Source organism: Streptomyces sp. cmx-18-6, from assembly GCF_046548915.1.
In the GTDB taxonomy this organism is placed as follows: Bacteria; Actinomycetota; Actinomycetes; order Streptomycetales; family Streptomycetaceae; genus Streptomyces.
Genome location: NZ_JAEBEP010000005.1, coordinates 36569 through 60883, shown reverse-complemented (window position 1 = coordinate 60883; position 24315 = coordinate 36569). Strand labels below are relative to the sequence as shown.

Below are 24315 nucleotides of genomic sequence, written 5' to 3'. Positions count from 1 at the left end.
CGGTCAGTTGCCGGTGACCTTCCGGTCAGTTGTCCGCCCGCTCCTCGATCCCTGACCTGGCGCCCTTCGCCCCACCGCCCCGAGGGACCCCTCTCGGTCCTGGGCCAGGTCTGCGTGGGGTCTCTCAGTCCTGGGCCAGGTCGTCGGGGGCGGAGCGGGCGAGGTCGCCGAGGGTCGCGAGGGCCCGGGAAAGGGTCTTCGCGGTGGGCGAGGCCAGGCCGATGCGGATCGCGTGCGGCCCGCGGTGACGGCCCGCGGCGAACGCGGCGGCCGGGGTCACCGCGATGCCGTGCCGTGCCGCGGCGGCGACGAAGGTGTCGGCGCGCCACGGGCGCGGCAGCTCCCACCAGCGGTAGTACGAACGGGCGGCCCCGCGCGTCACGAAGTCACCGAGGTGGCCCTCCGCGATCTCCTGCCGCACCCCGGCCTCCCGCTGCTTGGCCCGCACCAACGCGGCCACAGCCCCGTCCGCCTGCCACTGGGCCATCGCCTCCAGGGGGAACCGCATGGGCGTCCAGCCTCCCGAGCGCAGCGCGGCGGCGACCTTGCCCGTCACGGCGGCGGGGGCCACGGCGAACCCGAGGGAGAGCCCCGGGGACAGCCGCTTGGACAGGCTGTCGACGAGTACCGTCCGCTCGGGCGCGCGCGACGCGAGGGGCGGCAGGTCGTCCCTGAGGAAGGCCCAGACGGCGTCCTCGATCGCATGGATCCCGCACCTCAGCAGCACGTCGGCCAGGTGGTCCAGCCTGTTCGCGGGCATGGTCAGCGACAGCGGGTTGTGCAGGACCGGTTGTACGTAGACGGCGTGCAGCGGCTCGGTGCGGTGCGCCTCCTCCACGGCCTCGGGGACGAGCCCGTCCGCGTCCATGGCCAGCGGGACCAGGGTGACGCCGAGCCGGGTGGCGATCGCCTTGAGCACCGGGTACGTCAACTCCTCGACGCCCAGCCGCGCGCCCGGCCGGGTCAGCGCGGCGACGACCGCCGAGATCGCCTGGCGGCCGCTCCCGGCGAAAAGGACGCGTTCCGGTCCGGGACTCCAGCCGCCCCGCGCGAGCAGATCGGCGGCGGCCTCGCGCGCGGCGGGGGTGCCCACCGCCCCGACCGGGCCCAGCGCGGGCTCCAGCCGGTCCGGGCGCAGCAGCCGGCCCAGCCCGGCCGCGAGCAACCCGGCCTGTTCGGGCACCACCGGGTAGTTGAGCTCCAGGTCGACGCGGCTGTCGGCGGGTTCGGAGAGCGCCGGGGCGGGGGCCGGGGCGCCCGGAGCCTCGCACACGAAAGTGCCGCGGCCCACATGGCCCACGGTGAGGCCCCGGCGGGCGAGCTCCTGATAGACGCGCGTGGCGGTGGACGGGGCGATGCCGTACTTCCGGGCGAACTCCCGTTGCGTGGGGAGCCGGTCGCCGGCCTTGAGCCGGCCCGCCCCGATCTCCTTCGCCACCGCGTCGGCGACGCTCCGGTAGTCCTTCACGAGCCCTCGCCTCCCGCACCTGGCCGGTGCCCGGCCCCGTTCCCGGCCGCGACCGGCACCGTTCCCGGACCGATTCCTGGACCCATTCCTGGATCGATTCCCGGACCGATCTCCGTATCGGGCCGACCGCGTACTCAGCGCCATCGAAGCACAACATTGCACCGAGATCAATGTGCGGCATTGAACCGAGCAACGAGGGAACTTACACTCGAATTGCCCTGACCGACCGTCTTGCCGAACAGAAAGCGACGTAGAGCCATGGTGGAGCTGACGGGAGTGCTGGGGGTCGCGATGGTCGCCCTGGGAATGGTGCTCACCCCCGGCCCGAACATGATCTATCTCGTCTCCCGGAGCATCACACAGGGCAGGCGCGCCGGAGTGGTGTCCCTCGGCGGCGTCGCGGTGGGGTTCCTGGTCTACCTGCTGGCGACGAACCTCGGACTGTCGGTGGTCTTCATCGCCGTCCCCGAGTTGTACGTCGCGGTGAAGCTGGCCGGCGCGGGATACCTGGCCTATCTGGCGTGGACCGCCCTGAGGCCGGGCGGCGTAGCCGTGTTCGCTCCCCAGGAGATGCCCCACGACTCTCCGCGCAGGCTGTTCACGATGGGGCTGATGACGAATCTGCTCAACCCGAAGATCGCCATCATGTACCTCTCCCTCATCCCCCAGTTCATCAACCTGGAGGCGGGGCACGTGCTGTTCCAGGGCTTCGTGCTCGGGTCCGTCCAGATCGTGGTGGCGCTCACCGTCAACCTGAGCATCGTCCTGGCGGCCGGAGCCATCGCCGTCTTCCTCGCCCGCCGCCCCTCCTGGCTCAAGGCGCAGCGCTACCTGATGGGAACGGCGCTCGGCCTGCTGGCCATATCGGTGGCCCTGGACACCTCCACACCGGCCAGTTCGAGCTGAGCCTCGGCCAATCGCCCTCTTCTCTCCTGCCCCTTCCCTTTTGGCTGCGGGCAGGGCCTTTCCCGGCGGGCAGGGCTTTTCCCGGCAGGGGCCGGAGACGTCGCCTCAGATTCGGGAGCGTTTGCGGGACTCCCCCGCTCGGGCCGCTCGCCCCTGGGTCATCTCGGCGAACCACCACGTGCCGGCCACCACGCACGCCCACACCAAGCCGTGCATCACGGCCCGCGACCAGGACGTCTGCTCGGCCCACCGCTCCACGAAGGCCAGTCCCGCCCAGCCGACCAGCAGTACGCACGCAACTCTTTGACGCCGATGCTTGAACATATGCGCTCAGTTACCCGGGGCCGTGTCGATCACGCCCCCGGCGCAGATCACGCCTCGGACACCGGACTTCCCTGCCGACCGCACAGCGGACTCCCGCCTCGCCCTGCCGCACTGCGGGCCGCCCCCATTCGCATGTTCTCAACATCGGGATGATTGATGTATCTTGAGCGCTGAGCGGCGGTGACCGTGAACGGAACAGGAAGGTGCCGCACCATGAGCCAGTCCCTTGTGTCCCACCCCACCAGCAACGACCTGCTGGTGCTGCACACGCTCCGCTGCATCGGCTTCTCCGGCCTCGCCGGGGTGGCCCGGGCGGCGGGACTCCCCGAGTCCGACGTCGAATCGGAACTGATCGACCTCGCCGTGGCCGGACTCGTCACCCACGCCTCGGGCGACTTCGGCGGATGGGGACTTACGGAGGAGGGCCGCGCCGCGGACGCCGAGCGGATCGCGGACGAGCTGGCGGCCGCCGGGGCCCGGGGCCGGGTGATGGCGGCGTTCGACCGGTTCATGGTGCTCAACCCCGAGCTGCTCGACCTCTGCACGGCATGGCAGACCCGCACCACGGACGGCGCCCTGACGATGAACGACCACAGCGACCCCGCCTACGACGCCCGGGTGCTCGACCGCTTCACGGCTTTCCATCAGCGTGCCGAGCCCGTCTGCGCCGAGCTGTCCGGGGCGCTGCTCCGCTTCCGGCGCTATCCCGTCCGGCTCGCGGACGCCCTCGCCCGGGCGCGGGCCGGGTCCGTGGAGCACGTGGCGGACAGCACCTCCTCGTACCACACGGTGTGGTTCCACCTGCACGAGGACCTGCTGGTCACCCTGGGCATCCCGCGCCACTGAACCGCCCCCTCGGCCGCACCTGCCCACGCCTGCCGCGCAGGGAGCCGGGGCCCGCAAAGCCGAACCAGCGAAGGCGACACGGACGACACGGAGATGACACCGCGATGACCTGGATCCACCCGCTTTCCGCCGAGGTGGAGGAGACGGCGGAAGTCCTGGGCAGCAAGGCGCACGGCCTCATCGTGCTCCGCCGTCTGGGACTGCCCGTGCCGCCGGGCTTCGTCATCAGCACCGAGGCGTGCCGCGTCTTCCTCCGTACCGGACGGCCCCCCGGCGGCTTCGACGCCCAACTGGCCGCCGCCGTAGCCGGTCTCGAAGCCGCCACGGACCGCGGGTTCGGCGGTTCGCGGCGGCCGCTGGCGGTGTCCGTCCGCTCCGGCGGCAGCGTGTCGATGCCCGGCATGATGAGCACCGTCCTCAACCTCGGGCTCACCACCGAGGCGACCACCGCCCTGGCCGACGAGACGGGCGACCTGCGGTTCGCCCTCGACTCGCGGCTGCGGTTCCTGACCAGCTTCGCCACCGAGGTCACCGGCGTGGGCCGCACGAGCCTGACGGCCATCGATCGCGCTCCCGCCGGACGGGGCACCGGAACGAGCCGTCTCTCCGAGGCGATCCGGCATGTCGAGCGGCTCATCGCTGAACACGGCGGCGAGCCCGTACCCGAAGACGCCGCCCGGCAGTTGGAGCTGGCCGTCGCGGCCGTCTTCTCCTCGTGGAACACCCCGCGCGCGAAGACGTACCGCGAATTGCACGGCATATCGCACGACTTGGGCACCGCCGTGACCGTACAGGCGATGGTGTTCGGTAATCGCGACCGACGCAGCGGAACGGGCGTCGGGTTCAGCCGTGATCCCAACACCGGTGAGCATGTCCCTTTCGGGGAGGTCCTGTTCGGCCGCCAGGGCGAAGACGTCGTCTCGGGGACATCGCTGACCGAGCCCCTGAGCGAGCTGGCCGGCCGGGAACCCGAGGTGTGGACCCGGCTGATGTCCGCCCTGTCCCGGCTCGAGGAGCACTACCGCGACGCGTGCTACGTGGAGTTCACCTTCGAGGCGGGCGAACTGTGGCTTCTTCAGGTGCGACCCGGGCGGCTCGTCGGGCGGGCGGCGGTCCGGGTGGCGGTCGACCTCGCCGACGCGGGAACGATCGGGCGCGACGAGGCGCTGCTCCGCGTCTCACCGCGGCATCTCGCGCATGTGACCACGCCTCGGATCACGGCGATCGACCCCCGCGACCTCTTCACCCGGGGGCTGGGCGCCTGCCCGGGGGTCGCGGTCGGCCGCGTGGCGACCAGCGCCGACAGTGCCGTACGGCTGGCCGCGAAAGGGCCGGTCATCCTGATGCGCCCCGAGACCTCGCCGCTCGACATGCACGGCCTGGCCGCCGCCACCGGCGTCGTCACCGCCCGCGGCGGCCCCACCAGTCACGCGGCCGTCGTGGCCCGATCGATGGGGAAACCCGCCGTGGTGGGCGCGGCGGGCCTCACCGTCGACGCCGCCGAGGGCTGCGTACGGGCGGGCGGGCGGACCCTGCGCGAAGGCGCCCTCATCGCCGTCGACGGGACGGGCGGGGAGGTCGTCGTCGGGGAGCCTCGCATCGCCACGTCCTCGACCGACCCCCAGCTGCACCGGTTGCTCGACTGGGCCGACGCCGTCACGGGCGGCGGGACCCCGGGCGACGGGGCGGTGGGCGACGAGACCCCAGAAGACAGGGTTACGGGAGACCGGGCCACGGGAGACGGGACCACAGGCCACGAGATCACGGGCCGCAACGAAGCCGAACGCCTCGCCTCGGCCCAGGCCGTCATCCGCCGCGCCGGGGACGGGCGGGAGAGCTGAAGCCCGCTGCCCTCCTTCCTCCCCGCCTCCCCCTCCCCACCGGCCACCGGCCCCTCCCCGCCCTCCCCCGGGCCCGGCCAACTCCTGCCCTCCGGCCTGCACCGCCTCCGTGTCTCTGACCTGAGGCGGAAGAGGGCGGAAGACGCATGAGCGCGACTGTCACCCGTTCGAGGGGCTTCTACCGTAGGCGCGCCCAACAGCCCTTACGATGCGAGAAGTTGCCGTCCCGGCAGGCCACCCCCGAGCCGGACGGCGAGCAGCACGGGACGCGCGCACGAGCCGCCCCAGCATCACTTCGGACGCCCGATCAGCTGCGGGCGCGCTGCCGAACCCGTACGCCCTCCGCCACCCCACGTTCTCCCGAGGTGATGACGTACCGCCCAGCCGCTCCCCTCCGCAGGGCCGCCGAACGGTATCTGACCCGGCACCCGCGCAGGAGCGGGAGGCGCTGGCCGGGCTGTTGTCCGTCCCGGACGGGCGTGAGGGCACCGTACGGGTACGCCAGGACGCACCCCTCTCATCGACTCATCGACAGGAGACACCCCCGTGAACGCCGACACGGCCCCCACCGGCACCGGTACCGACACCGCTATCCTCCCCGCCGTTGCCACGGCCGAGCCGCAGGCGGCCACGGGGCGGTTCCCGGTCCGCGCGGCGGCGCCCGCCGACGCCGAGGGCATCATCCGGATGCGCTCCGAGCACGTCCTGTCCGCGCCCCTGAGCGAGGAGTGGATCCGGCGGTGCGCGGACGAGCTGGCGCCCCGGCTGACGCCGGCGGGAGACGCGCGGGCCTTTGTCGTCGACGCCCCGGACGGCACGGTCGCCGCCTGCGCCCTCGGGCTGATCCATGCCGTGCTCCCGGCCCCGGCCTACCCCCGGGGCCTGGCCGCCCGGGTGCACGTCGTCGCCACGCACCCGGACTTCCGGCGGCGCGGCTACGCCCGGGCCGTGGTCTCCACGCTGCTCGACCACCTCGCCGACGTCGAGCACGTCACGCTGTTCGAGCTCCATGCCGGCGTGGAGGCGGAACCGCTCTACCGCGAGCTGGGCTTCACGGGCAGCCCGGCGCTGATGCGGATGACGCGTCCGGCAGCGCCCGCTGCGGCGAGCGGCACGGCGGACAGCCCGGCCTGGCTGCCGCCCGAGCAGTACGCCGAGACGGTTCTCAAGGCGACCGCGTTCGCGTGCCTCTACTTCACCGACGAGGACGACCGGCCGCTCCAGCTGCACTCCGTCTACTCCCCCGCCCACCCCTGGCAGTTGGTCGGCGGGACGATGGACAAGGGCGAACGGCCCTGGGAGACGGCCGTGCGCGAGTGCCGGGAGGAGACCGGCCTGACCGTGTCGGGACCGCCCCGGCTGCTGGCCACCGTGTACGGGCTGCCCGGTGCCGAGTGGCCCTACAGCACGATCGGGATGGTCTTCGACGGCGGCCGTCTCACCGCAGCGCAGATCCGGGGCATCGCCCTGAACCCGCAGGAGCACGACGAGGTCCGCGTCCTGTCCCTGGCCGAGTGGAAGGCGCTGATGCCACCGCGTGACTTCACCCGCCTCGGCGCGGTGGAGGAGGCCCGCCGCACCGGCGAAGCCGCGTACTTCGGCGCCTGGGACTGGGGGAACGACTGAGCGGCAGCGGTTGCGTCGACGGCCCGGCCCCGCAGTCCCTGTGAACAAGGCTTACGAGATCGGCGAGGCATTCCGCCCGGCGCACGGATTCGTGCTCACCCTCGCCGGTCCCGAACGCGGAGGCGCTCTCGGACGCCGGGCAACAGCTCCGCGACCGTATGGAAACAAGGCCGTGCGTGTCAGTGCGAACCGCTAGATTGAAAAAGATCGCCGCCGCGCCCAGGACCACGGGGGTCTTCCGGGGGAGAAGGCAGCGGTCAGGGAGGGCCGGATGACCGAACGGTCCGATGCGGTGGGCCACGCCTGCGCCTACCGGCGGATGGGCACCCATCCAGTACGGGATTCATGGAAGCTCAAAAGGCTGACCGACCGCGAACGGGAAGTGCTTCTTCTCGTGGGCACGGGAGTGGGAAACCGGGCTCTTGCACGGGAGTTGGGTATCGCGGAGCGCACGGTGAAGGCGCACATCGCACGGATAGTGGAGAAGTTGGAGCAGCAGACGCGGCTTCAGGTCGCGGTGCTGGCCGTGCTCGCCCACGAGACGTTGTGCGGCGATCTGCGGTGCGAGTGCCATGAGACGGGCGTCCCGCCGGGGGCCTGAGCACGCCCGATGGTGGTCCGTACCCATGCGGAACGGGTACGGACCACCATCGCGTCCGAGGAGCCGAGGGCACGGGCACGTCCTGAGGGCCGAGGGCACGGGCACGTCCTGAGGGCCGAGGGCACGGGCACGTCCTGAGGGCCGAGGGCACGGGCACGTCCTGAGGGCCGAGGGCACGGGCACGTCCCGGGGGCTGAGAGCGCGGCCGCCGGGACGACGTGGCGAACCAGACCTCGGGACTCGGGACCCCGGGACTCGGGATCCCGGCCCCCAAGACCCGGGACCCTCGGGACCACAGGGTCAGTAGTGCTCTTCCCGGTAGACGCCGTCCGCGTCGACACCACTGGCCCAGTCGCCGAAGCTCGTGTTCGCCAGCTCCAGGTTGACGACGAAGGAACCGGCCGCCGCGAGGGTGATCCTGAACGGACCGTCGTCATCGTCGGGCACGTTGTTCACGGCCAGCAGGGGGAACTCCGCCGAGGCCAGGGCCGGTTCATCAGCGATGAGGACAAGCGTGCTGTCGGGCCAGTCCTCGTCATCGCGCCCGATCCGCGCCGTGATCTGATCCGCCGTGAAACCCGCGTAGGCACGGTTGTCGACGACGGTGATCGACTCGTAGTGCGCCGAGCTGTCTTCGAGGGCCCGAAGCAGGCGTGACCACTCGTCCGAATGTTCGAAGGACGTGCGCACCAGGAGCGGACCGCCGGACTCCTCGATCGTGGAGGAGGGCGGACGGGGCTCGTCCCCCGTACGGTCGCCGGGGATGACCTGGATGAGGAAACGGGGCTTCTTCCCGTCCGACGACCGGTCGTCGGCGTGGACGCGGACCAGGTAGGGGCCGACGCCCGCGGTGGCGAGGTTCTCCCTCCGCAACGGCTCGTATCCGCTGTCGCACAGGGCGAGGAAGCCGGTCGTGGAGATCACGGTGATCTCCTCGACCTCGTCCCAGCCGCTCTCGGCTCCCGGGTCGTCTCCGGCGTACAGGGTGACGATGGGGTTCTCGAAGGCGATTCCGCCGTCGATCTGCAGCCAGTCCCTCTCGGCCGCCAGGAGCCCGCGTCCGTGCGGCTGCCGCTCGCCGGCGTCGGGGTCCATGACCGCCAGGTCGCCCCACTCCTTCAACTTGATCGGCCGGGTGCGGCCGGTGAGGAGCGGCCAGTTGGAACGCTTCATGGAGAACCCCATCGTGCTCGCTGAGTCTGCTTAACGGGCCTGCCGACTACACCCCGAAAGGATAGACGGGACCTGCGACAGGCCCGCTGCGTCGCCTAGTTGATGTGGCCTACTTGATGCGGACGTAGTACCCGTCGCCGTTGAGGACGCGCTGGGCCTTGTAGAAGCCGCCGAGCCGGGCGCCGGCGCTGCGGTTGTCACTGGCGGAGATGATGCGGGTGCTGCCGCGGGCCGGGTTGCCGCCCTCCTTGCTGGCCGCGAACGGGTACTCGTCGCAGTCGTACTTCTTGGGGTCGGGGTTGCGGACCTTCGCGCACATGGCCTTGCGGTGGGCGTTGATGGTCTTCTCGTTGGTGATGCGGTGCAGCGGGGTGGCGGCGCCCGGCTGACCGGCGATCTTGCGCTGGGCGTCGAGGATGTGCTTGGCGGACTGCTTCACCTTCGCGTCGCTGCGGGAGAGGGTGAAGACCGGGGAGGCGGACGGGAAGACACAGCCGGGGTTCTTGGTGCGCTGCTTGGGTCCCCAGAACGTGTCGTCGCAGCGGTACTTGGCGGAGTTGTAGGAGAAGCCGCCTGTCGTGTAGCCGGGCTTGGTGAAGGTGAACCGGTAGGAGGCGGGGCTGCTCAGCTGCTTCTTCTTGGCCACGCCGGCGGCGTAGCCGACCGTCCCCTTGCGGGCGGGGCCCAGGGTGGACCCCTGCGGGAACTTGACGGCCGTCTTGACGCCCTTGCCGCCGCCCACGGACAGGCTGGTGCGGATGCCGCCGGCGTTGACGAGTTTGGCCTTGCCGACGGTGAAGCTCTCCGTCCACTTCAGCTTGTTGGTCTTCAGCGTCATCGAGTGCTTGACGTCGAAGGTGGCGGAGCCGACCGGCTTGCCGTTCTTGAGCAGGTCGAGCCGTGCGCTGATGTGCAGGCACACGCTGGTCCGGGTGACGGTGATGGTGTTGAGCTTGCAGCTCGCCGCGGCCGCCGTGTCGACGTACACGTTCTTGACGGCCGGGACCTTCGCGACGCTGATGCTGCGCTGCGCCGGCACGTCCTGCGCGGTCGCGGCACTGATGCCGGTGAGGAGGAGAGCGCCGAGAGTGGCGCCTATGACGGCCTTTCCTGGCGCGCTGATGCGCATGAGTCTGTGTGTCCCCTCGTTGGTGGAGGGACGGTGCCCCGCTCGGGCCGCCGTCCGTACGGCGAGCACCATATGAACTTCAACAGCGTCCTATCTATTGGCTGTTGGGGCACTGCCTGTTGGGACACATCGGGTTTTGGTCAACATCGCGAGACGGACGGGCGGACGGGCGGGCCGCGCACAGGCGGGCACGCCGGCAGGCGGGCCGCGCACAAGAGGGCAGGCGGGCCGCGTACACAGGGGGCAGGCGGGCCGTGCGCATCGGCCCGCCCGGAGGTTCAGCCGTTCATCCGGAGGTTCAGCCGTCCATCATCTCCGGCCGGGTGATGTGGCCGACCAGGTGATGCCACTGTTCGATCGTGACGACGAGCGTCCGCCCGCGGTCCGAGGACATGCGCAGGAGGACCTCCTCGCCGCCGGGCAGGAGGGCGAACTCGACGTGGTCCACCTCCCGCGTTCCCATCGGGTAGTACCAGTCGAGGCCACCGGCGTCCTTCACCGTGGCGACCGTACGGACTTCCAGGGCGGCGGCCAACGCGTCCAGGGCGGGCTTCGGGATCCGCAGCTCCGCCTTCTCCCGCTCGGGCATCTCCGTCACGACGAGCACTTCCTCTCCGGCTCTCCGCGCACCGTTCACGGCATGTCAAGGCCGCGGACCGGCGCGGAGTCTCGTTTCGCCTCAGGGCCTCGCATCAGTGTGACGCGGGCATCCCGTTCAGGACCAGAACCGTTCACGCGAGCGGGACCAACTCACCGGCGCGGTCAGCAGGGTTGAAGTGCCTGGCGCCCAAGGGTTTGAAAACTCCCGGCCGGAACAGACGAGACGTTAACGCAGACTTTATATCCGCAGGCAGGAGAAGCATTATGGGCATCATCGCGTGGATCTTCATCGGGCTGTTCGCGGGCATCATCGCCAAGCTGCTGATGCCGGGCAAGGACCCGGGCGGCATCATCATCACGATCCTCATCGGCATCGCGGGCGGTCTGCTCGGAGGATGGCTCGGCAAGGTCATTTTCGGCATCGACTCGATCGACGGGTTCTTCGAGATCTCCACGTGGATCGCGGCCATTGTCGGCTCCTTGATCCTGCTGGCCCTCTACCGCGTGATCACCGGCAATCGACGACGTGCCTGATCAACTCGGCGGACGGCAGCGGAAGGCATTCGAGACGGCTCCCCCTCACCCGAGGGCGGAGCCGTTCGCCGTCCGACCACGGGCCCGCGCGGCCACATGCCCGTGCGGCCGCGCGGCCGCGCGCTCGGCTCTGCGGCGACGCGCCGACGCGCCGACGTAGGCCACGAGCCGCCTGTCCGATGCGTCTCCGGGAGTCGTCCGCGTCTCACGCTTCAGGGCTTCAGGAGTCCTGATCGGTTCGCTCGTCCCGGACTCCCACCAGGGCCGACGCCACGAGGGCGACTGCCCGGTCCTCGTCGTGGGCCAAGTGGCGCAGGATCTCCCGCGCGGCGGTTCCCTCCAGTTCGACCAGCGCCTGGGTCAGCCGGATCCGTGTCCCCGAGTCCGCGGTGGGAGCGGCGAGTTCGTCGGCCAGGGCAGTCGCGATCCGCTCCGCGCGTTCGGGGTCCTTGGACAGCGTTCCGAGGACCTCCGCCGCCTCCACGTCGTTGGAACCCTCGACCACCATGCCGACGAGCGTGGGCCCGGCCGCCGCCACTCCCTGCCGGCCGAGGACCAGAGCGGCGTGCCCGCGCACCGTCGCGTCCGGGTCCCCGAGGGCGTCGGTGAGCGCCGCGGTCACCGGCGGGCCCTCCGGCAGCTCGGCGATCGCCAGCACCGCGCGCCGCCTGACGTCCACGTCCTCCGAGCGCGCGACGGCCGCCAGCGCCGCCACGCCCTCGCCGCCCGCTCGGGCGAGTGCCCAGCGCAGCGCGCCCGCGACATGGGGGTCGGATTCGGCCAGGACCGCCCCGACCAGGAGCTCGGCCGGGACCGACACGTCTTCCGGCCGCGTCAGGACGGCCTGCTGCCTGCGCGCGGGGCTGGTCGAGTCGAGTTCCCGCATGAGTTCGACGACGCGCAGGACGTCCTGCCAGCCGGTGGGCTCCGACGCATCGATCACACGGAGCCGCTCCAGCAGCTCCTGTTCGCGCACCAGACGGTCCTCCGCCCAGTGGATGAGGTCGCTGACCAGGGCGGACGGCGTGAATGCCGGATCCTCCAGCGCGCGCCCGATCTGCTTGAGCGACAACCCGAGGGACCGCAGGCTCTCCACATGGAAGATCCTGCGGACGTCCTCGGCCGAGTACTCGCGGTAGCCGCCGACTGTGCGGCCCGTCGGCCGCACCAGCCCGATGGCGTCGTAGTGCCGGAGCATCCGGGTGCTCACCCCGGAACGACGAGCCACCTCACCGATCAGCAACCTGCGCTCTCCTCGCCCTCTGCGGCCTCGGCAGCCTCGACCCGGTGGGCCGAATCGGCCCGGTCGGCGGCCTCGGCCCGGTGGGCGGCCTCGGCCCGCTCGGCCGACTCGCCCCGCGCGGCCGCCGCCGCGGACTCGTCGGTCTCCCCCGCCCGGAGGTCCGCTGCCGCAGCCGCCGCCTCGGCCGCCTTCTCGACCTCGGCCGCGCGGTCCGGGCCGAGATTAACCGTACGCTTCGCCTCTTCGATCGCCGCGTCGAAACCGGTCTCCGGGTCCTGCCGGAGCAGCTCGGTGGCGCGGGCGTGCGCCGCCACGTCCGGGTCCGGGTGGTTGGCGGCCTTCTCCAGGGCGGGCCTGATCACCTCGCCGAGGTCGACAAGGGCCCGGCTCAGGCTCAGCCGCATGCTGCGGTCACCGCGCCCGAGCTGGAGGACCAGCTCGTCGACCAGGCCCTTCTCCTCGCCCTCGGGCACGAGCACGACCGCCGCGCGCCACGCGGTCCGCGCGACCTCGTCGGCGGCGTCGCGCAGCATGTCGCGGGTGATCCAGGTCCACGTGCTGCTGTCGTTGATCTTGGACAGCGTGTGCAGCGCCTGGCTGCGGGCCTGGTCGCGCTCGGAGTCCAGCTCCCTGCGGATCCGAGGCAGGGTGATCTCCGGCGAGAGGCGGAGCAGCGCCCAGGACAGCATGTCCCGTACGAAGAAGTCGGGCTCGACCGCGCACTGCTCGACGAGCGTTTCCAGGAGGACGGGGTCGGGGTTCGAGCCGGCCGCCAGGGCGGCCTGAAGCCGGACCGAAGAGTCCTCGGCGCCCAGGGCGTTGATCCATCGGGTGTGCTGCGTGGTCACGTCGGTCGTGTTGATGGGGACCACCTCCTGCGCCCCAGCGAAAACCTTGTCACCGTGTCAAGGTCAAGTCCGTGCCCGGTTGCCCGCGTGGGGTGCTGGGAGCTGAGCCGTCGTGGTCCCGTGGGGCGGCCGGTCGAACGGGACGGTGGACGGGCCGCGAGGTCGCCATCCGGACATGGATCAGGCTGTGGATCCTCACGTGATGCGGTCGAGGAAGCCGAGCACCCGATGACTGACCTGTGCTGCGGCCTGTTCGTCGTAGGACGCCAGGCTGCTGTCGGTGAACAGGTGCCGGTCGCCGGGATAGAGGAACAGCTCCGCGTCCGTGGCCGTCCCGACGATCGCGCGGGCGGCGTCGACATCGCCCTCCCCGGAGAAGAACGGATCCGCGTCCATGCCGTGGATCTGGACCGGGAGCTCCCGGGGCCAGCCGCCGAACTCCGAGGCAGGGACGCACGCCTCGATCAGCAGCGCGCCCTGCGCGCCGGGGCGGGTCTGGGCCAGCTTCTGCGCCGGCAGGACGCCGAGCGAGAAGCCGATGTGGACGAGCTTGGCGGGCAGCCCCTCGGCGGCGGCGACTCCGCGCGCGGTGATCGTGTCGAACCCGGCCCTCTCGGCGTAACCGATGCCCTCTTCGAGGGTGCCGAACACCTGCCCCTCGTACAGGTCCGGGACGTGGACGGTGTGTCCGGCCCGTCGTAGCCGCTCGGCGAACTCGCGAACGCCGGCGGTCAGCCCGTGCCCGTGGTGGAAGACCAGCACCTCAGCCATGTCGCTCTCCTCGTGCCGCCGCGCCCGGGTGGCGCCACGGCACGAGTATGGCCCGAGGCACTGACATTCCCGGCCCCAGACCTCCCCGGCTCCAAGCCGGACCGGCCGCCGAAAACCCACCGCGGGCGGCTTCGATAGACCACCGCGACCGGCTTCGATCACGCGCCGGGACACAGGGGCGGCGCGGACGATGCGGCACAGACGACGCGGCACGGACGATGTCGAAGGGCCACCGGCGGCTCCGACGTCTCCTGTGAAGGCCCCGCACGAGAGCGCGACCCGACAGCACGAACCCGACAGCACGGGCGCAACCCGACAGCGACCCGGCAGTGGCCCGGCAGCGAGAGGACAGGGAATCGCGATGCGTGACGACTCCGAGCAGATCCGCACCCTGATCGACGAGTGGACGCGGGCGGTGCACCGCGGTGACCTGAGCGGCGTGGTGGCCGACCATGCCGAGGACATCGTCATGTTCGACGTACCACCGCCGTACGAGGGTGTGCGGGGCCTGGCCGCCTACCGGGAGGTCTGGCCGCCGTTCCTCGCATGGCAGGCGCAGGGGGCGCACTTCGGCCTCGATGAGCTGGAGGTCACCGCCGGAGAGGACGTCGCGTTCGCGTACGCCCTGCTGCGCTGCGGGACGCCCGAGGAGCTTGCCGCCCGTCCCGGCTTCCGGCTGCGGCTGACCCTGGGGCTGCGCAAGGAGGCCGGACGATGGGTGGTTGCTCACGAGCACCACTCGTTCCCTGACCTCGACTCGTTCCCCGACCTCGACGGCCCGCAGGAATAGCCCGCGCACGGTGCCGGAACGCGCTGCCCGGCCGGCCGGGCGGGCAGCCTGTCCGAACCACGCCCCTAGGCCGTCCCCCTCAGGGCGCGCCGGGCGAGCAGCCGGCCCCGGACGCGGTGGAGCCGGGGCATCAGGACGTAGACGACGGTCGGCACGACGAGCGCGCTCAGCACCAGGGTCTGCAGAACCATCGGCAGACGGGCGAGCCAGGTGTGGAGCAGAAGCTCCAGCGCCGTGAGGGTGGGGAAGACCGACATCCAGATCATGAGGGCCATGTGGTGCTTGGGGGGCGGGCCGGAAGGCGCGGGGTGGGACATGGCAGATCGACTCCTTGGGGGCCGTGAAAATTCCAAACGGATGATTGGACTGTAACCACGGGACGGCCAGGATTCCAAACAATCATTTGGGGACGGGTAGCATGGACCCATGCCCTGGGACACCGCGCGCACCAAACAAGCCCTGCTCGACGCCGCCATCGACGAGTTCGCCGAACACGGCTTCGAAGGCGCACGGGTCGCACGCGTCGGCAGCCGGGCGGGAGTCAACCCGGAGCGGATCTACCAGTACTTCGGCAACAAGGAGAAGCTCTTCGGCCACGTCCTGGAGGCAGAGCTGGAACGGATCGCCGACGCCATCCCGCTGACCGCCGACCAAGCCTCCGACCTGGGCGAATACGCCGGGAAGCTGTACGACTACCACCGGTCGCACCCGCAGTTCATCCGCCTGCTGCACTGGGAGGGGCTGCGCGACGACGGCGCCCCGGCCCTGCGCGAGGCCGAGCGGACCGCCGTCTACCGCTCGCGGGTCGAGGCCCTGGCGGAGGCCCAGGCCAGGGGCGACCTCGACCCCGCGCTGGAGCCCGACGACCTCTTCTACGCGGTCCTCGCCCTCGGCGCCTGGTGGTTCAGCGTCCCGCAGGCCGTCCGCATGATCTTCGGCGGCGCCGCGAGCCCGGAGAACGAACGCGCCGCCATGGTGAGCCTGGTGCGCCGACTGGCCGGCCAGCGGATTCCGGCGCACTGACCGGCGGGAATCGTCAAACAGCGCCGAGCGCAAGGCAGTTCCTGCGGGAATCGCCAAACAGCGCCGAGCACATGGCGGATTCCGCGAGAATCGTCAACCGGTGCCCAGCTGTATCAGCTCGCATCGCGGTGCCCGGGAAATCGTCAGCCGGCGCATCGCGGATTCCGCCGCAGCCCCGTCCGACCGGCGCAGCCGGGTGTGCGGCGCGCCCCGGGACCCGAACCTCTCCGGCCGCCTCTCCCCCGCGCTCCAGCCGCGCTCCCCAAGCCGCTCCAGCCGCGCTCGCCAAGCCGTACGGCCTGCGGCGACGAATACCTGATGAAGGAGGCGCGGGTCAGCCGCACTCCTGACGGAGGGTGACCGGCATGCTCACGTTGGCCCTGATCGGGTTGCTGGGAGGGCTGATCACCGCGGTATCGCCCTGCATCCTTCCCGTCCTCCCCGTGGTGTTCCTGGCGGGCGGGAGCGGCGGCGAGGACGGTGACCGTACGAAGCCGGGGGCCGCGGCGACCGAGGGGCCGGGTACGGACGCGGCCCGGCCGCAGGGCGGTGCGGCCGGGCGCACGTCGGCGCTGACCACCCCCGTACTGGATACGGCAGAACGCGCACCGCGCAACCGTCGCCCGTACGCCGTCGTGGCCGGACTCGTCGTCAGCTTCGCCTTCTTCACCCTGCTCGGCGTGACGATCATCTCCGCGCTCGGGCTGCCGCAGGACATCCTGCGCTACATCGGTCTGGGTCTGCTCGTGCTCATCGGGCTCGGCCTGATCCTTCCGCCGGTCGAACGCGTGCTGGAGAAGCCCTTCGCCCGCATTCCGCCTGCGCAGCAAGGTCACCCTGATCGACTTCTGGACCTACTCCTGCATCAACTGCCAGCGTGCGGTGCCCCATCTGCGGGACTGGGAGCGCGCCTACAAGGACGCCGGGCTGCGGATCATCGGCGTGCACTCACCCGAGTTCGCCTTCGAGAAGAAGCGCGGCAACGTCGTCTCCGGCGCCAAGAGGCTCGGCGTGACCTGGCCGGTGGCCCTCGACAACGACCTCACCACCTGGGACAACTACCGCAACCGCTTCTGGCCCGCGAAGTACCTCATCGACGCCAACGGCACCGTCCGCTACCTCAAGTTCGGCGAGGGCCAGTACGACCGGACCGAGAAGATGATCCGGGAGCTGCTGCGACAGGCTGACCCGGCCGTCGTCCTCCCCGAGCCGACCGGCCGGGCCATGGACGACCTGACCGCGGGCCGCACTCCTGAGACGTATCTGAGCAACCTGCGCATCCGTGGTTACGTCGGCACCCCCCTGGTGGACGACAAGGCCGCCGTCTACCGCTTCCCCCAGGACCGCCTCCCCCTCAACAAGCTCTCCCTGGAAGGCACTTGGACGGCCGGGTACGAGCACTTCACCGCAGGCCCCGACGCCCGTCTCGCCTTCACCTACCGCGCCAAGAACGCCAACCTCGTCCTCGCCGGCACCGGAAAGGTCACCGTCGTCGTGGACGGCAGGACCGCCAGGACGATCGACGTGTCCGGGTCGCCGACCCTGTACCGCCTGACGGACGACGAACAGCCGCGCACCGCCCGCCTCGAACTGCGCCTGGACGACGGCCTGCGGGCCTACGCCTTCACCTTCGGATAGGCCGGGCGGCCGATCGCCCTCTCCGTCGATGTTCGTCGTGCCCCGACCAATCAATCCGGCGAGCGGCACCGAATAAGGAACATCAGCGACCGCACGCTGTTGCGGTCTCGGCCGCAACAGCCGGAAGGGGATGTGTTCTTGTGATAGCCCGCCGTACAACTCGCCTCACCGCCCTGCTCATCGTGCCTGCCGCGCTCACTCTCGGCGTCGCCGTACCCGCCTTCGCGCACGACGGCCACACCGGCAGCACGACGAAGGCGGCCGACGGCGATACGTACCAGATCGACCTGGAGCAGTTGAACGACTCCGGGGCCACCGGCGCCGCCCTGGTCAGTCTGGACGGCGTCAAGCTCACCGTGAAGATCGACGCCCGGGGTCTGGTGCCCGGGCAGCCGCACGCCCAGCACATCCACGGCTCCACCGATGGCCACGACTTCCGCTGCCCGGACCGGAGCGCCGACAAGGACGGCGACGGCATCGTCTCCACCGCCGAGGGACTGCCGACGTACGGGGACATCAACATCTCGCTGACCACCAAGGGCGACACGTCCAAGGACAGCGGCCTGGCCGTCGACCGGATGCCCGTCGCGGACAAGGACGGCAAGCTGACGTACTCGCGGACCATCACCGTCTCCCAGGACGTGGCGGACCACTTCAAGGACCTGCACCTCGTCCAGCACGGCATCGACCCGAACGGGAACGGCGAGTACGACTTCGGCAAGGGCAAGAGCGAACTCGACCCGAAGCTCCCCCAGGAGGCGACCGCCCCGGCCACCTGCGGCATGGTCAAGGGCGCCGCGGTCGGCTCCATGCCGGTGGGCGGCGTCGAGACCGGCGGCGGCTCCACCGAGGGCATGGAGTCGCCGGGCCTGCTCGCGGCCGGGGGCGCGGCCGTCCTCGCGGCCGGCGGACTGTTCGCCGTACGCCGCCGGACGCGGACCCCGGACGTCCGGCACGACGGCTGACGACCGGCTCCGCACCGATCGACGCCCCGACACAGCCGGACGGACGACAGGGACAGGTGAAGCGATGTACGGGACACCCGACGAGAAGGCGCACGGCAGGTCGTCCCGGCGGCGGCACGTTCCCCTCGCCGCCGTCACCGCCCTGCTCCTGACCGGCGGGCTGCTGCTGGCACTGGGAATCGGCCGGCAGCAGCCCGCCCCGCCCACCGCCACCGACAAGGCCCGCCCGCCGGCCGCCTCACGGACACAGCCGCCCGCCCCCGAGCCGCCCGCGGCCGCTCTGCCCGCCTCCCGGCCCGTCAGCATCACGATCCCCTCCCTCAAGGTCACCTCCGACCTGGAACAGCTCGGCCTGGGGAAGAACCGCGCGATGGAGACGCCGAAGGATCCCGCGAAGGCCGGGTGGTACCGCCCCGGAGTCACCCCCGGCGCGATCGGCCCCTCCGTGATCGCGGGGCACGTCACCTGGGACGGTTCACCGGCCGTGTTCTTCAAGCTCGCCGAACTCGAACCCGGTGACCGCATCGACGTCAGGCGCGTCGACGGCAGGACCGCGGTGTTCACCGTCGACCGGACCGCCGTCCACCCCAAGGACGACTTCCCCACGGTCGAGGTCTACCGCAACCTCGACCACGCCGGACTGCGCCTCATCACCTGCGGCGGCGACTACTCCCCGGACGACAGCCGCTACGCCGACAACGTCGTCGTGTACGCCAGCCTGACCGGAAGCGACGTCTGACGGGACGGGACGCCTGACCGGGCGTGACGCCTGACGGGACGTGACGCCCCCCCGAATCGGATCAGGCTTGTCGGGTCGGGCCGGCGCTGTAAGACGGCACGTCCGCCGGACACTTACAGGGTGTAGGGCATTCGTGGACGGGGAGGGCCGGGCGTGGGCGGGCGGTTGGACGACTGGCAGGGGTTCGAGGAGGTCTACCGGGAGACGTCCGTTCCCGTGCTGCGCTTTCTGCGCCGCAGACTCCCGGCGCAGCTGGCCGAGGACGCGCTGTCGGAGGTGTATCTGACGGCCTGGCGCAGACGGCGTGAGGTCAGGGGTGAGTGCTTGCCCTGGCTCTACGGAATCGCCCGGCTGGTGGCGGCGAACGCGCTGCGGTCCGCCGGGCGCTCCTACCGGCTGCGGGAACTGATGCTGGCGACTGCCGAGGACCGGCCGGGAGCGGCGGCGGAGGACGACGCCATGGACCGGATCGCGGCGGTCGAGGCCCTGGACCGTATGCCGGACAAGGACCGGGAGGCGCTGATTCTGGTCTCCTGGGACGGGCTCGGGACGCGGCAGGCGGCGCGGGTCGCCGGGTGCGGAGTGGCCGCGTTCTCCGTACGTCTGCACCGTGCGCGCAGACGGCTGGAGGGCCTGCTCGCCGAGGACGGGGAGGACGGGGAGAACGGGGAGAACGGGACGGAGAGGGGATCTGACGATGAAGACGGACGCGGAACGGGTGAGGGAACTGCTCTCGGCGCACGATCCGGCCGCGGGGGTGTCCGCGGTGCCGGACCGAGTGGTACGTGAGGTGGCGGCGGGGCGGGCCACGGCCCCCGGCCCCCGGCCGGGGCTGAGGCGGCGCTACGGCCCCCGGCTGGGCGTGGCCCTGGCCGCGGCCGGTGCGGTGGGCGCTGTGGTGGTGCTCGGGTTGCCGGGAGGCAGTGGGGGCAAGGGACCGGGCGGTGTGGTCACGGGCGCTCCGCAGGCGGACGATGTGCTGCCCTCCATGACGGGCACGGACTGGGTGACGTACGCCGACCAGGTCGTGGTCGTACGCCCCACCGCCGAGCGCGAGGTCCCGGCGGCGAGCGAGGAGGGGACCGAAGCGGGCGAGGAGGGGACCGAAGCGGGCGAGGGATACATCGGCCGGGCGGCGACCCTGACCGTCGACGAGGTCCTCTGGACCCGTGCCGGGGCGCCCGCGGCGCCCGACGCCGTCGACGTCGGTGTCGCGGGGTGGGTGTTCAAGGACGGACAGCGCAGAAAATTCGCCGTCCATGACACGCCCCGGCTCGAGAACGGCCACACCTATATCGTCGCCCTCGCCCGTCTGGACGACGGGTCCTGGTCGGCACTGGGCTCGGACGGGATCCTGCCCTACGACAACGCCGTCATCGGCGACGGCGAATCACAGGGCACGGTCCGCCCGGCCCCGGCGGGCGGGTCCGAAGGGAACTCCGAGGAGAGTGTGGAGAGCCGGTTGAACGGCAAGCCGTCGCAGGACCTGGTGGATCTGCTGAGGACGACCGCTCCTGACCCGGCGGCGGCCCCCTACGCGAGCCTGCCGCCGGAGCAGCGGTACGCGAAGGCCCACGGAGGCGGGTGAACCGTATGCCGCGACGGTCCGGTTCCCGCCCCCCGCGCCGGGAGCGGGAACCGGGCCGTTCGGCGGTTGCCCCGCCTCGGCTGTCGCCGGGCGTCGGTCCGCAGGCGGCCCGCGTACTCGGCGCGGGCCCTGCGGGAACAGGGCGTCGAGCCGCTCGACAGCGCACTCGCCAAAAGGATTTGGTGCGGAGCACGGAGCCTTGAAGAATGACGGCCATGCAGATTAGACAGGCAGAGCCCGAGGACGCCCCGGCGGTCGCCGGTGTCTACGTGCGCTCCTGGCAGGCGGGCTTCGCCGGTCTCGTCCAGCAGCGCTACCTCGACGCCATGGACCCGAGCCACGAAGAGTCCGGCTGGAAGTCACGTATCGCGGGGGCACGGTGGCCGTCGACGGGAGTGCTGGTGGCCGAAAGCGAGGCGGGGATTGTCGGGTTCGTCAGTTTCGGCCCGTACGAGGGGGATCCCGCCGTCGCGGAAATCGGCACGCTCTACGCAATGCCCGAGGTCTGGGGCGCTGGGATCGGAAAGCGGTTGATGGCGGCCGCGGTGACGGCTCTCGGGCAGGCCGACTACGCACATGTCGTCCTGTGGGTTCTCGAAGGCAACGAACGAGCCCGGCGCTTCTACGAGGCCGCCGGCTGGCACCCCGATGGCACGGCCGTGGTGGACGCCACCGGCGGGGCCCCTCTCGACAAGCTGCGCTACGGCCGCCCTCTTCGTTGACCCGCTTTCGCTTCTCGGCCACCGCCGTGCAGCGGTGGCTTCGCGTGCGGCCCTGTGGCGGTGGATGCCGAACAGGTCGAAGCGGAATCCGTCGTTTTGACGTGTTGCCGACTCAAGTCGACAGTGGCTGCCGGGAGGGCGGTCAAGAGGTGCGCCGAAAGCGGCGGGTGGGACTGGACGGGCGTGCGGGGGCTGTGGGAACGGGCTGCCGGGAGCGGCTCGGGGCGTGCCGGTTCCCGCCACCGAGGCGACTTCCGGCCAGCACGACGAATCCCCATCCGCGCACCACCACGCCAGGTGGGTGACCGGGGCGCACTTGGGCCCCCATGCGTTCGATCTCCATGCCTCCAATCTCCATGCCTCCAATCTCCATGCGTCCAATCTCCATGCGTCCGATCTCCACGCACCACCGAATCCGGGACCCCCGGAGTACCAACAGACCCGTTCGGTCTCCACGCAAGGGTGTCAACGCGCCATTCCCAGAAACCCGGTGTGACTGAATCGGATCAACTCCTGAACAATTCAAGCCGGTTGACCTACGCTTTGCATGCCCCCCACCCCCCGAACGGGGGTTCGATGCGTCGTGAAAGGTTTCGCTTCTCGTGGCTCGCACCGGTCTCTGCAAGGTCGTCAGGTCGGGGCCGCTGCGGTGAGCCGACCGTCCAGGAAGCCGGGCCGCGACCCCGGTGCGGGCGTCGCCGCCGCTGGATGGGCCATCGCCCTGCCGGTCGCCGCCGCTGTGGCGTGGGTCGCCGTCATCGCGGACGCCGGGTGGCACCGGGCCCTCGCGGGGGCCTGCGCCGCGGCGGTCGTCCTGCTGATCGCCCGCGTACTGATCCTCGCCCGGCGGCTGTCCGCCGAACGCGCGCACCGTGACCGGGAGGCCGAAGTGGCCGCCGCCCGGGGCGCCGAGGTGGCGCATCTGGCCACGGTGCGCGTCCCGGCCATCGCCGAGCGACTGCACACCGGACAGCGGTTGGACGGCGTGCCGGGGCCGATGGCGCCGCCGGAGGAGACCGGTGAGGAGTTCGCCCGGGCGTTGGACTCGGTCGTCGTCGCGCTCGGCTCGGACACGGCCGTGCACCGCGAGCGCACTCTGCGCGACTCGGTGCAGGCCGCCTTCGAATCCGTGGCGCGCACCATGCACGTGATGGCGACCGTGCAGCAGCAGGTCCTGGACGAGGTCGAGCGCTCCATCGAAGACCCTCTTCTGATGGCCAACGTGATGAAGGCCGACCACGCGGCCTCGCAGATGACCCGCAAGGCGCAGACGCTTCTGGTGATGTGCCAGATCTGGCCCGCGCGTCGGGAGACCCGACCGGTCTCGCTCTACGACTGCGTACGGGGCGCCCAGTCCCGGATCGTGGAGTTCGGGCGGATCGAGCTGCACGGCGGGCAGACCCTGTACGCGGTGCCCCCGGCTGTCGAGGGGTTGATGCACTCCATCGCCGAACTGCTGGAGAATGCCACGGTGTTCTCACCGTCCAGTTCCCCCGTGGTCGTCAGCGTGCGGGAGGTGGGCTCCGGTGCGGTCATCGAGATCGACGACGCCGGGCTCGGGATGCCGCCGGACGTCCTGGACCAGGCCCTCGGCCATCTTCGCGACGACCTGGACCTGACCCGCCTGGGTGCGGTGCCCCGGCTCGGCCTGGCATGTGTCGGGCGCTGGAGCCGGGAGCTGGGCTTCAACGTGGAGCTGAGCGGGTCGTCGGCGTACGGCGGCACCCGGGCCGTGATGTTCGTACCGTTCCGGCTCCTGACCGACCCCCTGCCGAGACCCGCCGCACACCGCCGCCCGGCGGTCGAACCGGCCGAGCACGTCGAGCCCGCCGCCGCCCCGGCAGGCGTGCGCGAGGACGCACCCGAGCCGGCCGGCCTGCCCCGGCGGCGCAGTCGGCGCGGCGCGCCCCGGGCCACGACCGCCGCACGGCACTCCGCGCCCGACCCGCAACCCGGCGCCGCGCCCGCCGAACCCTGGACGCCGGAGGCGGCACGCGCCTCGATCGCCAGTGTGGTGTCCGGGACGCTCCGTGGCCGGGCGGCCGTCGACGCGGACGGCGACACCGGACCGGCGTCGCCCCCGCACGGCGGACAGTCCCTGCCCAGTACCCCGCAAGATCACGCCGGAGGCAGACCGTGACCGGAACCATCACCCGACTCCCCGACCTGGGGTGGATGCTCCGCCCGCTCACCGAGATTCCCGGCGTCCGGCACGTCGTGGTGGTGTCCGAGGACGGGTTGCGTCTCGGGCACGCCTCCGCCGAGAACCTCTCGGGTGCGGTGGCCGCCCTGAGCGTCGCCGACGCGGAGTCGCTCTCGGCGGCCTGCGCGGCGATGACCATGACGGGCCGGTCCACCAGCGCGCTGCTGTTCGGGCGCGACGTCGCGACACGCCAGCTGATGCTGGAGACCGACCAGGGGTTCGTGCTGTTCACCCATGCCGGGGTGGGCGCGCATCTGGGGGTCGCCACCGAACTGGACGCCGACGTGGGCCTGGTGGCCCAGCAGATGCAGTTGCTGGTGGCGAAGATCGGCGCACACCTGACCAGCCTGCCCCGGGACGAGGCCGCCGCGACGTGATGGCAGAGCGGCCTGAGGCGCCGAGGGCCTCGGCGATCCGCCCCTACGTCATCACCCGTGGCCGCACGGAGTCCGAGGGCGAGCCGCTGTCCTGGGAATCCCTGGTGATGACGGCGGAGGCGGCGTTCCCCGCCACCCTCCAGCCGGAGCACCTCGCCATCCTGAAGCACTGCGAGGGGCTCATCTCGGTCGCGGAGGTGGCCGCTCACCTCGGCCAGCCGCCCTCGGTCGCCCAGGTGCTGCTCTCCGATCTCCTCCGATGGGGGCTGATCGTGACCCGGCCGCCCATCCCGCCGGCCGAACGCGCCGATGTGACCATGCTCAGAAAGGTCCTCCATGGTCTCGAAAGCTGCCTCTGAA

At 71.4% G+C, this 24315-nt stretch carries 26 protein-coding genes; 18 read left to right on the top strand and 8 right to left on the bottom strand.

Annotation, left to right across the window (positions count from 1 at the left end; translation table 11 throughout):
* Positions 1–124 precede the first annotated feature (124 nt).
* On the bottom strand, positions 125–1468 hold the full coding sequence (locus tag ACLJPL_RS13490; protein ID WP_411081039.1) for a PLP-dependent aminotransferase family protein: 1344 nt from the start codon (positions 1466–1468) through the stop codon (positions 125–127).
* A 258-nt stretch (positions 1469–1726) separates the two neighbouring features.
* On the opposite strand from ACLJPL_RS13490, the gene ACLJPL_RS13485 reads away from it, so the two are divergent.
* The 6 genes from ACLJPL_RS13485 (at position 1727) to ACLJPL_RS13460 (ending at position 7612) form a co-directional block, all read left to right on the top strand.
* Positions 1727–2374: a LysE family translocator gene (locus ACLJPL_RS13485; protein WP_411081038.1), complete on the top strand. Its 648-nt coding sequence runs from the start codon at positions 1727–1729 to the stop codon at positions 2372–2374.
* Between the two features lie 178 nt (positions 2375–2552).
* The gene (locus ACLJPL_RS13480; protein WP_411081037.1) at positions 2553–2681 is read left to right on the top strand and encodes a hypothetical protein; all 129 of its coding nucleotides are present in this window, start codon (positions 2553–2555) and stop codon (positions 2679–2681) included.
* Positions 2682–2911: 230 nt separating this feature from the next.
* Positions 2912–3544: a transcriptional regulator gene (locus ACLJPL_RS13475; RefSeq protein WP_411081036.1), complete on the top strand. Its 633-nt coding sequence runs from the start codon at positions 2912–2914 to the stop codon at positions 3542–3544.
* A 104-nt stretch (positions 3545–3648) separates the two neighbouring features.
* Positions 3649–5385, top strand: coding sequence for a pyruvate, phosphate dikinase (locus ACLJPL_RS13470; RefSeq protein ID WP_411081035.1), 1737 nt, complete (start codon positions 3649–3651; stop codon positions 5383–5385).
* A 546-nt stretch (positions 5386–5931) separates the two neighbouring features.
* Positions 5932–7011 (top strand): GNAT family N-acetyltransferase, encoded by a 1080-nt coding sequence (locus ACLJPL_RS13465; protein ID WP_411081034.1) that lies wholly within the window; start codon positions 5932–5934, stop codon positions 7009–7011.
* A gap of 271 nt (positions 7012–7282) precedes the next feature.
* Complete coding sequence (locus ACLJPL_RS13460; protein WP_411081033.1) at positions 7283–7612, top strand: response regulator transcription factor; 330 nt, start codon at positions 7283–7285, stop codon at positions 7610–7612.
* Between the two features lie 300 nt (positions 7613–7912).
* Here ACLJPL_RS13460 and ACLJPL_RS13455 read toward each other — a convergent pair whose 3' ends face one another.
* The 3 genes from ACLJPL_RS13455 to ACLJPL_RS13445 all read right to left on the bottom strand — a co-directional run bounded on the left by ACLJPL_RS13455 (position 7913) and on the right by ACLJPL_RS13445 (position 10503).
* A complete protein-coding gene (locus ACLJPL_RS13455; RefSeq protein WP_411081032.1) occupies positions 7913–8785 on the bottom strand; it encodes a DUF6924 domain-containing protein in 873 nt (290 codons plus the stop codon).
* 109 nt (positions 8786–8894) lie between these two features.
* A complete protein-coding gene (locus tag ACLJPL_RS13450; protein ID WP_411081031.1) occupies positions 8895–9914 on the bottom strand; it encodes a NucA/NucB deoxyribonuclease domain-containing protein in 1020 nt (339 codons plus the stop codon).
* Between the two features lie 298 nt (positions 9915–10212).
* On the bottom strand, positions 10213–10503 hold the full coding sequence (locus tag ACLJPL_RS13445; RefSeq protein ID WP_411081411.1) for a hypothetical protein: 291 nt from the start codon (positions 10501–10503) through the stop codon (positions 10213–10215).
* Between the two features lie 275 nt (positions 10504–10778).
* On the opposite strand from ACLJPL_RS13445, the gene ACLJPL_RS13440 reads away from it, so the two are divergent.
* Positions 10779–11048 carry a GlsB/YeaQ/YmgE family stress response membrane protein gene (locus ACLJPL_RS13440; protein ID WP_411081030.1) on the top strand — a complete coding sequence of 90 codons (270 nt, stop codon included), beginning with the start codon at positions 10779–10781 and terminating at the stop codon, positions 11046–11048.
* 220 nt (positions 11049–11268) lie between these two features.
* Here ACLJPL_RS13440 and ACLJPL_RS13435 read toward each other — a convergent pair whose 3' ends face one another.
* The 3 genes from ACLJPL_RS13435 to ACLJPL_RS13425 all read right to left on the bottom strand — a co-directional run bounded on the left by ACLJPL_RS13435 (position 11269) and on the right by ACLJPL_RS13425 (position 13910).
* Positions 11269–12291 carry a MerR family transcriptional regulator gene (locus ACLJPL_RS13435; RefSeq protein WP_411081029.1) on the bottom strand — a complete coding sequence of 341 codons (1023 nt, stop codon included), beginning with the start codon at positions 12289–12291 and terminating at the stop codon, positions 11269–11271.
* Positions 12285–13139 carry a HEAT repeat domain-containing protein gene (locus ACLJPL_RS13430; RefSeq protein ID WP_411081028.1) on the bottom strand — a complete coding sequence of 285 codons (855 nt, stop codon included), beginning with the start codon at positions 13137–13139 and terminating at the stop codon, positions 12285–12287. Before ACLJPL_RS13430 ends, ACLJPL_RS13435 begins: the two co-directional genes overlap by 7 nt.
* A gap of 195 nt (positions 13140–13334) precedes the next feature.
* The gene (locus tag ACLJPL_RS13425; RefSeq protein ID WP_411081027.1) at positions 13335–13910 is read right to left on the bottom strand and encodes a dienelactone hydrolase family protein; all 576 of its coding nucleotides are present in this window, start codon (positions 13908–13910) and stop codon (positions 13335–13337) included.
* 361 nt (positions 13911–14271) lie between these two features.
* Here ACLJPL_RS13425 and ACLJPL_RS13420 point away from each other — a divergent pair, with 361 nt between their 5' ends.
* Entirely contained in the window at positions 14272–14700 is a 429-nt protein-coding gene (locus ACLJPL_RS13420) for a nuclear transport factor 2 family protein (RefSeq protein ID WP_411081026.1), read from the top strand.
* A gap of 65 nt (positions 14701–14765) precedes the next feature.
* Here ACLJPL_RS13420 and ACLJPL_RS13415 read toward each other — a convergent pair whose 3' ends face one another.
* Positions 14766–15017 (bottom strand): hypothetical protein, encoded by a 252-nt coding sequence (locus ACLJPL_RS13415; RefSeq protein WP_411081025.1) that lies wholly within the window; start codon positions 15015–15017, stop codon positions 14766–14768.
* A gap of 109 nt (positions 15018–15126) precedes the next feature.
* Between ACLJPL_RS13415 and ACLJPL_RS13410 the strand changes: the two genes are divergently transcribed.
* From ACLJPL_RS13410 to ACLJPL_RS13365, 10 genes are all read left to right on the top strand, one after another.
* Entirely contained in the window at positions 15127–15723 is a 597-nt protein-coding gene (locus ACLJPL_RS13410; protein WP_411081024.1) for a TetR family transcriptional regulator, read from the top strand.
* Positions 15724–16542: 819 nt separating this feature from the next.
* On the top strand, positions 16543–17361 hold the full coding sequence (locus ACLJPL_RS13405) for a redoxin domain-containing protein (RefSeq protein WP_411081410.1): 819 nt from the start codon (positions 16543–16545) through the stop codon (positions 17359–17361).
* A 140-nt stretch (positions 17362–17501) separates the two neighbouring features.
* Positions 17502–18326, top strand: coding sequence for a hypothetical protein (locus ACLJPL_RS13400; RefSeq protein ID WP_411081023.1), 825 nt, complete (start codon positions 17502–17504; stop codon positions 18324–18326).
* 64 nt (positions 18327–18390) lie between these two features.
* Positions 18391–19065, top strand: coding sequence for a class F sortase (locus tag ACLJPL_RS13395; RefSeq protein WP_411081022.1), 675 nt, complete (start codon positions 18391–18393; stop codon positions 19063–19065).
* A 153-nt stretch (positions 19066–19218) separates the two neighbouring features.
* Positions 19219–19854, top strand: a complete 636-nt coding sequence (locus ACLJPL_RS13390) for an RNA polymerase sigma factor (protein WP_411081021.1) — start codon at positions 19219–19221, stop codon at positions 19852–19854.
* On the top strand, positions 19832–20653 hold the full coding sequence (locus tag ACLJPL_RS13385; RefSeq protein WP_411081020.1) for a hypothetical protein: 822 nt from the start codon (positions 19832–19834) through the stop codon (positions 20651–20653). The genes ACLJPL_RS13390 and ACLJPL_RS13385 overlap by 23 nt, the downstream gene beginning before the upstream one ends.
* 206 nt (positions 20654–20859) lie before the next feature.
* Positions 20860–21375 (top strand): GNAT family N-acetyltransferase, encoded by a 516-nt coding sequence (locus ACLJPL_RS13380; RefSeq protein WP_411081019.1) that lies wholly within the window; start codon positions 20860–20862, stop codon positions 21373–21375.
* A 649-nt stretch (positions 21376–22024) separates the two neighbouring features.
* Complete coding sequence (locus tag ACLJPL_RS13375; protein ID WP_411081018.1) at positions 22025–23515, top strand: ATP-binding protein; 1491 nt, start codon at positions 22025–22027, stop codon at positions 23513–23515.
* Entirely contained in the window at positions 23512–23955 is a 444-nt protein-coding gene (locus ACLJPL_RS13370; RefSeq protein WP_411081017.1) for a roadblock/LC7 domain-containing protein, read from the top strand. The genes ACLJPL_RS13375 and ACLJPL_RS13370 overlap by 4 nt, the downstream gene beginning before the upstream one ends.
* A complete protein-coding gene (locus ACLJPL_RS13365; protein WP_411081016.1) occupies positions 23955–24314 on the top strand; it encodes a DUF742 domain-containing protein in 360 nt (119 codons plus the stop codon). Before ACLJPL_RS13370 ends, ACLJPL_RS13365 begins: the two co-directional genes overlap by 1 nt.
* Position 24315 lies beyond the last annotated feature (1 nt).